Below are 12,248 nucleotides of genomic sequence, written 5' to 3'. Positions count from 1 at the left end.
CCGCCGATGGGGACTATGTGGACAACTGTCGAAAACACGGCTCTGGAGGATCAGGCGTGGGCTTATGCACATGGAGAAGTGCCRCTTAATGGCTCAGCGCGAGTTCATGAAAGAATTGCCCCATGCCTGAAACCGTCGCCGCCGCTGTTACCCGTACGCCCTCTGGACGCTTGGCCCTTGCCGCGTCGCCGGAGCCGATCGCCCTTGGCCCGCTGGACGGCCGGTACCAGTCCGCCGTGGCTCCGCTGGTCGACTACCTTTCCGAGGCCGCCCTCAACCGCGACCGTGTGGCCGTCGAGGTCGAGTGGCTCATCCACTTGACCAGTAACAACGTGCTCCCTGGCGCTGGCCCCCTGACCGCCGAACAGCAGGAAAAGCTGCGCTCGATCGTCACCGAGTTCGACGCCGCTTCGGTCACTGAACTGGCCGAAATCGAAGCTGTCACGGTCCACGACGTCAAGGCTGTTGAGTACTACATCGGCCGTCGCCTGCCCGCAATCGGTATCGAGAACCTGACCGCGATGGTGCACTTCGGCTGCACCTCGGAAGACATCAACAACCTCTCCTACGCCTTGGGTGTCAAGGGAGCCGTGGAAGATGTGTGGCTTCCGGCTGCCAGCGCTTTGGTGAAGCAGATCGAAGCGATGGCGGAGGAAAACCGTGCGGTGCCCATGCTTTCCCGCACCCATGGCCAGCCCGCCACGCCCACCACGCTGGGCAAGGAACTGGCAGTCATCGCGCATCGCCTGAACCGTCAGCTGGACCGCGTTTCCAAGACGCAATACCTGGGCAAGATCAACGGCGCTACCGGTACGTATGCGGCGCACGTCGCTTCCGTACCGGGAGCCGACTGGCAGGCCGTAGCCCAGTCCTTCGTTGAGGGCTTGGGGCTGACCTGGAACCCGCTGACCACGCAGATCGAAAGCCACGATTGGCAGGCTGAACTCTACGCTGACGTTGCGCGCTTCAACCGCATCCTGCACAACGTCTGCACGGACATCTGGAGCTACATCTCCATCGGTTACTTCCGCCAGATCCCCGTCGCAGGCGCTACCGGGTCCTCCACCATGCCGCACAAGGTCAACCCGATCCGCTTCGAAAACGCCGAGGCCAACCTGGAAATCTCCAACGGGCTGTTGGACACTTTGGGCGCCACGCTGGTTACCTCCCGTTGGCAGCGAGACCTCACGGATTCTTCCTCGCAGCGCAACATCGGCGTCGCGTTCGGGCACTCGCTTCTTGCCATCTCGAACGTCGCCAAGGGACTGAAGGCCCTGGACGTTGCTGAGGAGGTCCTGGCGGCCGACCTCGACACCAACTGGGAAGTCCTCGGCGAGGCCATCCAGATGGTCATGCGGGCCGAGGCCATCGCCGGCGTCGAGGGCATGGAGAACCCATACGAGCGTCTCAAGGATCTCACCCGCGGCCAGCGCGTCGACGCCGCCCGCATGCAGGAGTTCGTCTCCGGCTTGGGGCTGTCCCCCGAGGCCGAGGCGCGACTGCTGGCCCTGACTCCGGGCAAGTACACCGGTATTGCCAACCAGCTTGTGGACCACCTGAAGTAGGAGCGCAGCACTACGGACGGACGAACGGCGTGTCGGCCCGGTCCTTGGCTGCCGTGCCTGATTGGCTGAAAGTCACGGGTCGAAACGCCGCGTGGACCCGGCATTTCCGAATCGAGTGTAAGGAACTGTGTCAGCATGAGGCTCTTGCTTATCCGTCACGGGCAAACCCCGGGAAACGTCTTGGGGCAATTGGACACAGCTTTTCCCGGCCCGGGGCTGACTGAACTCGGCGAACGTCAAGCCGCCGCGCTCCCCAAGTCCCTCGCGGACGAAGACATCACGGCGATCTACGCGTCCACACTGATCCGCACCCAACTGACCGCCGCCCCGCTCGCCGAAGGCCTGGGGCTGGAGGCCACTGTCTTGGACGGTCTGCAGGAGATCGAGGCCGGTGCTTTGGAGAAGCTCACCGACCACGAATCACACCACAGGTACATGAGCACCGTTTTCGCCTGGACGGATGGCGAACTGGACGTCCGCATGCCAGGATCGGGTGACGGTCATGAGTTCTTCGCCCGCTACGACGCAGCTATCGCCAAGGTGGCAGCGGCCGGCGACGAGACCGCCGTCGTAGTCAGCCATGGTGCCGCTATCCGATGCTGGGCCGGTCGCCGTGCGGCCGATGTCGGCCGGGAGTTCGCCGCCACCCACCAGCTGCAGAACACCGGAATCGTGGTGCTTGAAGGCGATCCGGAAGGCGGCTGGCGCCTGCTTCACTGGGACCAAAGCCCCGTGGGCGGACTTGCCTTGGCAGACAGAACGGCCGAAGATCCCACCGGGGACGCCGTCGAATGATTGCGCACGAATAACACCTGTCTGAAGATCAGCCCAACACCCCGGAACTTCTCCCAACACTCGGTATTTCTCCGGACGCTTACGCGTAGGAAACACCGCGGTAACCCCCGTTTCCTAGGCTTGATTTGCATAACCCCCTCCGGCGAAAGAGGTTCCGATGCAGACCAACCCTCGGCTCAACATCAGACAGGTCACCTGGGCCAACCCGGTGGGCGCAGACCTCCGCGCCGCTCAGCAAGCGGAACTGGACGCGCGTTTCGGCAACTCAGACCACGAGCCCGGACCCGCCCCATCGGAAGCTGATACCGCCGTTTTCGTGGTGGCCTACGAAAAGTGCTCAGGCCAGCCCCTGGGTTGCGGCGGTCTGCGGATCTTGGACGCCGAGACTGCAGAAATCAAACGCCTATACGTTGTCCCTTACGCGAGGGGCTCGGGAGTGGCCAGCTCCATCCTTGCCGCGCTGGAAGCTCAAGCACACTCCCACGGCTTCAGCGTGATCACGGCAGAAGCGGGATCGGCCCAATCCGACGGTCGCAGCTTCTACGAAAGCGCCGGCTTCGCCGCAGTGCCCAACTTCGGTCCGTATATCGGCGTCAGCCACTCGCAGTGCTACGCCAAGCCGATCGATTCGCACAGCGCATCGCACACCGCGATGGCCTAAGGACCGCCGCCCTGCCGGCCGGCGAGCGCCTCGCCAAACCAACCCGGCCGGCCAGCGCCTGGCCAAACCAACCCGGCCGCCCTCCGGATCAAGCTGCCCCGCAGGATCAAGCTGCGTGCTGGATCAGTCCAGGGTGCGTCCGCCCTGCCCTAGATGTGCCCGATTCAGGGCTTCGATTTCTTCGTCGCTGAGGTCGTCGAAGCTCTTGGCCTCGTGCTTGTCGCTCCGGGAGAACCGGACGAACATCAGGATGATGAGGGGAAGATCCACGATCTCCGCGAGGAACCACATCAGGTCCCCGGCGAGTTGCTGGTCACGCAACGGTGAGGGGAACCAGCCTGGTTGATTGCCCAAAACTGATGTGGCGCCGTCGAGAATTCCCGGGCTGAGCCGCATCAGGACCCCTGGCACGGCGTCGGCGAGCAGTTCGATGAACACGAAGATGAATTCGACCACAATGAGCGATCCAGTGCGCCCTGCACCGTCTTCCATGATCGGAACCGTCATGAGGAGTCCCATGGCAGGCACCAGCAAAGTCAGGATGATGTCGGCGGCCGTGTTGGTCCGGAGCACGTAGAACAGCGGGGTCAGGAACACTGTGAACATGGCGAGTCCCAGAAGCGCCGCCACGAGCGTGTTGCTGAGCATGCGGACGAGCCGGTGCCCGAGTATCGCTTCCACCCTCGCTGCGCCCATCGGGCCAAGGGTCTGCCTTGCAAGGGTCAACGGCTTGCCCAGGCCAATCAACAGCGGGACCACAAACAGGTAGGACGTCACTTTGAGGGTGAACGCCCACCGCAGGTCGTGGCTGTACGTTCCCGGGAATCCAAAGCTGAGGGCCGCGAAACTGCCCAGGCCAAGGGCGAAGAAGGCAAACGAGTTCCACAGAGGCCAGCGGATATCCCGACGCTTGGCAGCAACCAGGCCCTTTGAATACAGGACGATTGCGGCAATAAGAATGACCAGGGCAGGCCAGTTCATTGACCAGGCGCCCAACACGGCGTTCAACGGTGGCATGGTCAGTGGTCCACGTCGGAACGCCGGGAGCTCAGCCCGGCATTGCGGTGGGTTTTGTCGATCTTCATGGTGTTCCTCCAGCGCCTTCCCGGTGTGCCGCATGGTGCGCGAATCGGCGTGTCGTGTTGTGCCCTGAACCGGGTGCACCGTATCCATGTTACGGAGTCGCGCCAAGCATGGCACACCGCAGGAGACGCGGGCGCCCGGCCTCGGCTAATCTCGCATTATGGAAAAGGCTGACATCACGTTCCGGACCCGCAAGTGGATACGTCCGGAGGACCTCAACGCCAACGGCACGCTGTTCGGTGGAAGCCTGCTGAAATGGATCGACGAGGAAGCGGCAATCTACGCAATCCTCCAGCTTGGAAACGGCCGCGCCGTCACCAAGTACATCTCCGAAATCAACTTTGTCAGCTCGGCCGTTCAGGGCGATCTAGTGGAGATGGGCCTGACCGCAGTCCGCTTCGGCCGGACGTCACTGACCATGCGGGCGGAAGTGCGCAACATGATCACCCGCGACAGCATCCTGACCATCGAGGAAATCGTGTTCGTCAACCTCGGGCACGACGGCCGGCCGGAACCGCACGGGTACACGGAAATCACCTATGACCGTGACCGCATCCCCACGCACCACTTGACTCAGGCGCTCCACGAGGACTGAGCGCCCGACGTCGGCCCCTCCTAAAGGGGCAGGCCGCCCTAAAGCGGCGGGCCAGTCCAAAAGCAATTCCCCGGAAACGGGTGCTGGCGGCCGCGAAATTCGCGGCCGCCAGCTTGTATTTCCGGTGACGGGAGTGAATGCCACCGGAACTTTGGGGCGCCCAGGACGGGCGCGTCGCCTCAAGCGAGGCGACGGTCAGCGCCGGTCGAAGGTGAGGCCTCCGGGGACCTGGAAGGTCGGCATGAGTTCCAGCATGCCCACGTTGACGTGGCGCGGTGTTTCGATGGCGTAGTCGAGGGCGTTGACGATATCGTCAGTGGTCAGCGACTCGTAGCCTTCGTAGTAGGTCTTCCACGCTTCTTCCATGGCTTCAGGCGTGCCACCCATGTTCCGGCCGAAGATCTCAGTTTCCACCCGGCCGGGGCAGATCTCCGTCACGCGGATGCGCTTGCCGACCGTGTCATTCCTAAGCTGCCGGGAGATCTGGTGCACGGCCGCCTTGGTGGCGTGGTAGACCGTGTGGCCATAGAAGTTGTAGAGCCCGGCGATGGAGCTGATGTTGATGATGTGGCCGAGGTCGCGCTCCACCATGCCCGGCAGGACCAGCCTTGTGAGCTGAAGCAGGCCGCGAAGGTTGACGTCAATGAGCTCGTCGATGTCCTGCTCGGACGAGTCCAGGAGGTTGCCGGGACGGGAAACTCCGGCGCAGTTGACCAGGACATCGACTTTCAGCTCGCTCACGACGGCGGTCAGGGCCGCTGTGTCGGTCAGGTCCACTACGTGCGGGATGGCTCCTGTACGATCGGCCAGCTCGCTGAGGCGTTCCTCGTTGCGGGCCACGGCATGAACGGTGAGGCCTCTCTTGGCCAGGCGCTCAGTAATTGCGGCACCCATACCGGTCGACGCTCCGGTGACGAGGGCGGTGTTGTAGTCGGAAAAAGACATCGGTTCTCCAAAGAGTGGAAATGGAAGGCACGGACTGTGCCGGAGGTCAGCGGCGCCTAAGCGTCGCGCAGGGGTTCGTGTGCCCGGTCCTTGACCGTGCTCACGGCTGCAAGCGTGCCGAGGGCCGTGACGACTGCGTAGAAGGCGGGCATGTAGATGTTGCCGGTGCTGCTGATGAGCCACGTCATCAGCAACGGAGCAGTTCCGCCGAAGAGCGCGGAGGAGATGTTGTAGCCGAGGCCGTAAGCGGAGTACCGGACGCGGGTGGGGAACAGCTCAACGATCAGGATGTGGATGACGGCCGTGTGGCCGGCGAAGACGATAGCCATGATCGAGGCGCCGAGGATGGCCAGGCCCATGTTTCCCGTTGCGATGAGGGCGTAGGACGGGATGCCCAGGATGGTCATGGCAATGGCGGAACCGGCAATGACCTTCTTGCGGCCGATGCGGTCCGACAGGGCGCCCATGAATGGAATGGCGATGCAGATGACAACCAGGCTGCAGGCCGTGATGAACAGCGCCTCGCCGATGGTGAAGTTGAGCTGCTTGCCCTTGAGGAACGTAGGCATGTAGGAGAACAGGACGTAGTAGCCGGAGCCGTTCATGAGCGGGATGAAGAGTGCCAGAACCATGGCCCGGCGGTGCTCTGCGGACTTGAAGGCTTCCTTGAGCGGATTCTTGGAGAGGCCGCCCTCTTCCTTGAGCTTTGTGAAGTTGGGGGTGTCCGCGATGGCCTTGCGGATGTACCAACCGATGACGCCCATGGGAATGGCCACCAGGAACGGAATGCGCCACGCGAAGGAGCCGAAGCCACCGCCGTCGATCGCAGCCTGGGTGAGCCAAGGAGACATGGAGAACGCCACGAGGGTGCCGGTGAGCAGTGCTGCGAACGAAGCGATCTGTGCGTAGGAGGTGATGATGCCGCGCTTGCCCTCGGGGGCGTGCTCAGCGAGGAAGGTCATAGCGCCGGCGGCTTCGCCGCCAACCGAGAAGCCCTGCAGGAGCCGCAAGAGGACGAGCAGCACGGGCGCTGCGATGCCGATGGCCGAGTAGGCGGGCAGGAGGCCGATGCCGGCGGTGGCAACACTGATCAGGAGAATCACGAAGACGAGTAGCTTTTGCCGGCCGATCCGGTCGCCCAAATAGCCACAAACTACTGCGCCAAGGGGCCGGACGAAGAACGACACTGCGTAGCCGGCAAAGACGAACAACAGGGCGTTGTCCGGGTTGCCCGGGGCGAGGAACACCAGGGCAAGCGTTCCGGCCATGAATGCGAAGATGCCGTTGTCATAGAGTTCCACGAAGATGCCAACGCAGCCTGCGGTGACAACCTTGCGCGTTTGACGGCCAGTGAGCCGTTCATGCTGCACTTGTGCAGCGTTGGTGTTTGCGGTCATGACATTTCCTTCTTGATGTTGAGCGTAGCAACTGCTACTGGTTGGCGACAGGTTTTAGCTGCATGCCGCAACCGGTAGGTCCTGCCACTGAGGTCGGCATCCAATGCCAAGGAGTCCGAAGACGGTGTTGACGGATTCGCGGAGTGTTTCAAGCTGGGCCCGCGAGCGCCGATGGGTGGCAGTTGCCTCTGCCACGGTTGTTTTCCTGAAGTGGACCTTGTCGCCCGGGCGGGCTTGGGCAAGGACGTCCAGGCCACTGCTGGTGACTACGGCGAGGACCGGATACCCGGCGGTGACGCCGCGTCCCCGGTGCAGTACCAGTAGTTCTTCCCGGGAGGGAACCTCGACGGCGCCTACCGGCACCCCGCGCGACAGCACTTCACCGCTTGAGGTTCTTTCCGGAAGTTGGCCGCCGAGCCTCAGGCCAATGTGGTTGCTCCGGCCGCTCACGGCGTATTCCGACGTGAAGAGCAACTCGCCGGAATCACCGAAGTCGGCAACATCCGGACCGTCGGTCACATCGACCAGCAGTTCCGACCCCATGTTCGGCCGTTCAAGGCCAAGACGGAAGAGCGGGAGGTCGAAGTACGGTTGGCGCACTGGGCTTACGCTGCGGCGGGTGAGGAGCGTGGTTCCTTCCGTGAGCTGCAGGCCGAAGCCCACAACGGTGTCCGGGGCACAACTGCCCAAGAGCATCGGGGCCTCCACCGAGCCGTGGATGGCCACGTAGGCACGGAGGCCCCGGTTGATTCCCCGGATGGACACCGTCTCGCCGGCACGGACCGAAACCGGCTCCCACTGGCTGCACGGACGCCCTCCGACGGTGAGTGTCAGGGGAGCCCCTGTGACCGCAATCAGGATGTCGGACTGCGCTTTCATCCTGAAGTCGAGGGCCGTGATCTCCACGAGCGGATCATTGTCCAGATTGCCGGCCAGGATGTTGGCGGCCCGGGCTGAGTACTGGTCCAAGGCGCCGTTGACCGGAAGTCCAAAGCGCGGTCCGCGGAAACGGCCAAGGTCTGTGACCACGGAGTTACCCGGTTGCTGGATGAGGATGTGCCCGCTCATGGCCTTGCTTCCAGTTCCTTGCCGAGGTATGAGTCGAAATCTCCGGCCTCGATGCGCCGGAACCGAAGAATATCTCCGGGCTTGTAGGGGACCAGTGGTTCGCGGCGGATGTTCAGGACAGCCAGAGGGGTCTGCCCGATGACGCACCAGCCGCCGGGTGCCACTGCGGGTGCGATGACGGCTTGGCGTCCTGCCACTGCCACTGCCCCTGCCGGAACGCTGAGCCGCGGATCCTTGAGGCGCGGCACGGGCTTGGGGAACGCGGGGCCGTCCATCATGGGCGAGCCGGCAGGAGCACCAAGGCAGCGGACGGTGTACGTCTTTTCGGCGTGGAGGCGGATGACTTCCTCGGTGGGGATGCCCTGGTACTCGGCTACCTTCTCCAGGTCGGGACCGTAATCGCCGCCGTAGACCACCGGGACGTCAAACTCACGGGGCGCGGCTTCGGCGCCGCCGGAGCGGCCCATTTCGAGGAGTCCCAACTTGACGAACGCGCGCACCTGGCGTGCAGACACCAGGATCGGATCGAATTCCACCAGTACGGAATCGTAGGTGGGTACCGCGCCGTGAAGGCCCTCGGCGCCACAGCTCTCCAGCCAGTCCGCAAGACGGTGGACTGTCTGCCAGTTGTCCTCGCTTGCTTCAGCAAGTGCCACAACGCGCAATGCGGAGTCTCCGGATTCGTAGATCTCGGTGGGAGCCGCAGTGAGAATGGACATGTCAGGCCGCCTTCCTCTTGGCATCCATGACCTCTGCCAACGGGGCGATCCGAACGCCGGCCGAAATGAGTTCCGAACGGATGAGTCGGGCGAGTTCCACCGCACCTGGGTTGTCCCCATGAAGCAGGACGGTGTCTGCGGAAATGTCGATGTCGGCGCCGTTGGCGCAGCGGATCTTGCCTTCGCAGACCATGCGGACGGTGCGGTCCACAATGGCCGAGGGATCGTGCAGTACGGCGCCGGGCTGGCTCCGCGGAACGAGCGTGCCGTCTTCCTGGTACGCACGGTCTACGATTCCGACAATCGCTACGTCCAGTCCGGCGGTACGTGCCGCCTTGGCCAGTTCGCCCTCTTGGGCGACCACGATGAGTTCATTGTCCAGGCGTGCGGCGGCCTCGGCCACGGCGGCTGCGTAGTCAGGGCGAACGGCTACGAGGTTTCCCAGCCGGCCGTGCGGTGCAATGTGGGTGACCTTGGTTCCGTGAAAAGCTGCGAAGCCGGACAGGGCTCCCAATTGGTACAGCACATCGGCACGTACCTCGTCAGCACTGAGGCCCATGTCGCGGCGGCCGAAGCCACGCAGGTCCGGAAAGCTCGGGTGCGCTCCAATGCCGACTCCGCGGCGCACACATTCAGCAACGGTGGCGTCCATGATGTCCGGATCGCCCGCATGGAACCCGCAAGCGATATTGGCGCTTGAAACGATCTCCAGAAGATCGGTGTCGCTGCCTACGGTGTAGGCGCCGAATCCCTCTCCAAGATCCGCTACAAGATCAATTGTCGGGTTCACGTGGTTCTCTTTCCGTGGTTTTGCATTGGGTCCCGTAATTCCATACGAACGGCTGGAATATCCGGTGAATTCAGTTGCCTGCTCGATTGAAAATGTTTGGCTAAAATTCTTCAATCAGATGCACTGTCGGTAATTCTTTGGTGATAGAAGTCTCGCACCCACGAACTTCGGGCACAAAGACCTATTCGCTATCACGGGATAGCTCCCGGTTATGACCTACGGCACATGTGCTGCTGACAGGGGCCGCATGCAGCGGCGGCAACGGAGGGCAAGTTGCCCGAAAGTCTCATAGGTGCTCTTTACGTGACGATCGACTTGTGAGGAAGCGTTCCAAATGCGTCTATATTTGGGTATCGGGACAATTGGTTGACGGGGAGTCAACGAACTGCCAGCAATGATTGGGAAGCGCCACCGCGGGGATGTGGATCTCAAATTAGTCGTTGAGAGACGGGTCACACAAAGACGGATTGTGTGTGCCTACATAGAATTTCCTTATGGCATCTATGCCCCGATGGGGGCTTAGAGAAAGGCAGACCCATGGACACGCGGAAGCTCTCATACTTTGTCAAGATCGTCGATTCGGGGAGCATCACCAAGGCCGCCGCCGCGCTCCACGTCGCCCAACCCGCCCTCAGCCAGCAGGTGTCCGCGCTGGAAAGCGATTTGAAGCAACGCCTGCTGATCCGCAGCAAGCAAGGAGTCGAACCAACGGCTGCAGGACACACCCTGTATCGCCATGCCCAGACCATTCTGCGCCTCGTGGAACAAGCAAGGCAGGACGTAGCGACGTCCGGGGCAGCACCGTCGGGGCGCGTGTCCATCGCCATCGCCCCGTACAGCATGGCCTCCAGCCTGACGCCGCAGATCATCCGCGAGGTCGGCCGGCGTTACCCGGACATCGTGGTGCACCTGACGGAGATCTTCGGCGGCGTGCTCAGTGAGGCCATCAAGAACGGTCGCCTCGACATGGCGCTGATCTACGAGCCGGGGAAGATCCGTGGAGTGCAGTTCACCACCATGATCGTTGAAGACCTGCATCTGGTGACCCATGAAGACGTCGATGTGGCCCAAGGCCGAACGACCGTCACCCTCGAAGAAGCCAGCAGCCTTGGACTGTTCCTACCCGAAAAGAATCACACCCTGCGCCAGATCATCGAGAAGGGGCTGGCCGACCAAGGGTTGCCCTTGCGGCTCGTGGGGGAGGTGGAATCCGTTCCCTCGCTTGTTCGGCTCATCCGCGCAAACCTGGGAGCCACGGTCCTTCCGAAATCCGCCGCCGACGCCCTCTTCCCCGATGAGAACTTCAAGGTACTGCGGATCATCGAACCGGCTTTGCAGTGCAAGATTGCCTTGTGCACGCCCGACCATGAGCCCCTGTCCGAGGCTGCGTCTGCCGTGCTCATCCTGGTCAAGGAGATGCTGCAACAGCAGTTGATCAGCAAGTACGCGGCAGATCCGTCCGAGGCCTGATCCATCCATAACATTGCCTTATCCGGACAGACATCTTTGGTCTTATTCACGGGCGTTTTAATTTCCTATTATCGAATTATCAAGTAATTCGAAAGCGGCTCACGGATTCCGTGAACCCCATCAAAGGAACAACGGTGAAAAGGATCAGCCAGACCAGCTGGGTTTCGAATCCAACCCTCGGAACGATCAGCGCACGGACCGGATTCCACTGCCCAAGGAACGGTTTCTGGCGTCCTGTGGGTGGCGCTGGCGAACCCCTCTTCGTCTTCGAAGGAAGCCTCATGCCGGCCCACGCTGGACACAGCATCGAATGGTATCTGGTCGATGCCCGGCCAGGACATCCCGGGCTGGACTGACTCGGCTAACCAGGCGCCCTGCCCCCCGGCAAGGCGCCTTCTTCGTGCCCGGAAAGGCGCGCAAAAGGCCGGCCACCGTATTCGGTGACCGGCCCCGGCTGGAAAATCAGTCTTCCACCAGAAGCCCCTTGGCCTTCAGCTTCTCCGTCAGCCCGCACAACTCAATGGTGGTGCCTCCTGCGTGGTAGGCCTTGATGAGCTCGCGTTCGGCATCGTCCCGGGCCTGCGAGAGCGCAATGACTTCTTCTGCTTCCTCACGGCGCACAACCACGACGCCGTCAGCGTCACCGCGGAGGATGTCGCCGGGATAGACGATCTCATCGCCGAAAACGAGCGGGTGGTTGATCGGCCCAAGGGTTTCCTTGACCGTTCCCTTGATGCACACGCTGCCCGAGAACACCGGGAGGCCGAGTTCGATGAGGTCCTGGGTGTCCCGCACGCCGGAGTCCGTCACCATCGCCGCAATGCCCTTGGCTTTCATGGCGTTGCCCAGGACGTCGCCGAAGGTTCCGGCGTCGGAAAATTCCTGTGCACCGACCAGGACCACGTCGCCTGCCTGGGCGTAGTGGATGGCGACCTGGAGCATGAGGTTGTCCTGCGGGGCGCAGGCCACGGTCACTGCCGGGCCGCAGAACGACATGGAGCGGTCGATGGGCTTGATCTTGGAACTCAGGGCGCCCCTGCGGCCCTGGGCTTCGTGGATGGTCGCGGAGGAGAACGCCGCGAGGCGGCTGACGACGTCGGCGTCCGGCCTCTGGAATTTGGTCTTTACGTGGATCATTTCCTGAATCTTTCTCTTGGCTT

General features: G+C 62.5%; 13 protein-coding genes. 6 read left to right on the top strand and 7 right to left on the bottom strand.

Translation table 11 applies throughout. The features are described from left to right. Nucleotides 1-122: 122 nt before the first annotated feature. The 3 genes from purB to AC1DLO_RS07660 all read left to right on the top strand — a co-directional run bounded on the left by purB (nt 123) and on the right by AC1DLO_RS07660 (nt 3,021). Nucleotides 123-1,565 (top strand): adenylosuccinate lyase, encoded by a 1,443-nt coding sequence (gene purB / locus AC1DLO_RS07670; RefSeq protein ID WP_184740226.1) that lies wholly within the window; start codon nt 123-125, stop codon nt 1,563-1,565. Between the two features lie 135 nt (nt 1,566-1,700). After that, nucleotides 1,701-2,360, top strand: coding sequence for a histidine phosphatase family protein (locus AC1DLO_RS07665; RefSeq protein WP_476889052.1), 660 nt, complete (start codon nt 1,701-1,703; stop codon nt 2,358-2,360). Nucleotides 2,361-2,517: 157 nt separating this feature from the next. Continuing rightward, nucleotides 2,518-3,021, top strand: a complete 504-nt coding sequence (locus AC1DLO_RS07660) for a GNAT family N-acetyltransferase (RefSeq protein ID WP_184740222.1) — start codon at nt 2,518-2,520, stop codon at nt 3,019-3,021. Between the two features lie 123 nt (nt 3,022-3,144). Here AC1DLO_RS07660 and AC1DLO_RS07655 read toward each other — a convergent pair whose 3' ends face one another. After that, the gene (locus tag AC1DLO_RS07655; protein WP_476889051.1) at nt 3,145-4,038 is read right to left on the bottom strand and encodes a cytochrome c oxidase assembly protein; all 894 of its coding nucleotides are present in this window, start codon (nt 4,036-4,038) and stop codon (nt 3,145-3,147) included. A 226-nt stretch (nt 4,039-4,264) separates the two neighbouring features. On the opposite strand from AC1DLO_RS07655, the gene AC1DLO_RS07650 reads away from it, so the two are divergent. Next, entirely contained in the window at nt 4,265-4,699 is a 435-nt protein-coding gene (locus AC1DLO_RS07650) for an acyl-CoA thioesterase (RefSeq protein WP_084784486.1), read from the top strand. Between the two features lie 195 nt (nt 4,700-4,894). On the opposite strand, the gene AC1DLO_RS07645 is transcribed toward AC1DLO_RS07650, so the two are convergent. The 5 genes from AC1DLO_RS07645 to AC1DLO_RS07625 are packed head-to-tail and all read right to left on the bottom strand — an operon-like array spanning nt 4,895 to nt 9,618. Beyond that, nucleotides 4,895-5,644: an SDR family oxidoreductase gene (locus AC1DLO_RS07645; RefSeq protein WP_269993881.1), complete on the bottom strand. Its 750-nt coding sequence runs from the start codon at nt 5,642-5,644 to the stop codon at nt 4,895-4,897. A gap of 56 nt (nt 5,645-5,700) precedes the next feature. Beyond that, nucleotides 5,701-7,041 (bottom strand): MFS transporter, encoded by a 1,341-nt coding sequence (locus AC1DLO_RS07640; RefSeq protein WP_476889050.1) that lies wholly within the window; start codon nt 7,039-7,041, stop codon nt 5,701-5,703. A gap of 54 nt (nt 7,042-7,095) precedes the next feature. Beyond that, entirely contained in the window at nt 7,096-8,109 is a 1,014-nt protein-coding gene (locus AC1DLO_RS07635; protein WP_476889049.1) for a 5-oxoprolinase subunit C family protein, read from the bottom strand. Then, the gene (locus tag AC1DLO_RS07630; protein ID WP_476889048.1) at nt 8,106-8,828 is read right to left on the bottom strand and encodes a 5-oxoprolinase subunit B family protein; all 723 of its coding nucleotides are present in this window, start codon (nt 8,826-8,828) and stop codon (nt 8,106-8,108) included. The genes AC1DLO_RS07635 and AC1DLO_RS07630 overlap by 4 nt, the downstream gene beginning before the upstream one ends. Before the next feature lies 1 nt (nt 8,829). Then, nucleotides 8,830-9,618 carry a LamB/YcsF family protein gene (locus tag AC1DLO_RS07625; protein WP_476889047.1) on the bottom strand — a complete coding sequence of 263 codons (789 nt, stop codon included), beginning with the start codon at nt 9,616-9,618 and terminating at the stop codon, nt 8,830-8,832. A gap of 537 nt (nt 9,619-10,155) precedes the next feature. Between AC1DLO_RS07625 and AC1DLO_RS07620 the strand changes: the two genes are divergently transcribed. After that, nucleotides 10,156-11,088, top strand: coding sequence for a LysR substrate-binding domain-containing protein (locus AC1DLO_RS07620; RefSeq protein ID WP_184740208.1), 933 nt, complete (start codon nt 10,156-10,158; stop codon nt 11,086-11,088). Between the two features lie 134 nt (nt 11,089-11,222). After that, nucleotides 11,223-11,444: a hypothetical protein gene (locus AC1DLO_RS07615; protein WP_476889046.1), complete on the top strand. Its 222-nt coding sequence runs from the start codon at nt 11,223-11,225 to the stop codon at nt 11,442-11,444. 106 nt (nt 11,445-11,550) lie between these two features. On the opposite strand, the gene AC1DLO_RS07610 is transcribed toward AC1DLO_RS07615, so the two are convergent. Then, nucleotides 11,551-12,225, bottom strand: coding sequence for a 4-carboxy-4-hydroxy-2-oxoadipate aldolase/oxaloacetate decarboxylase (locus AC1DLO_RS07610; protein WP_364536690.1), 675 nt, complete (start codon nt 12,223-12,225; stop codon nt 11,551-11,553). Nucleotides 12,226-12,248 lie beyond the last annotated feature (23 nt).

Source organism: Arthrobacter sp. 01T419 (assembly GCF_056398865.1).
The sequence above is the reverse complement of the archived record's forward strand: the minus strand, read 5'-3'. Positions and strand labels throughout refer to the sequence as shown.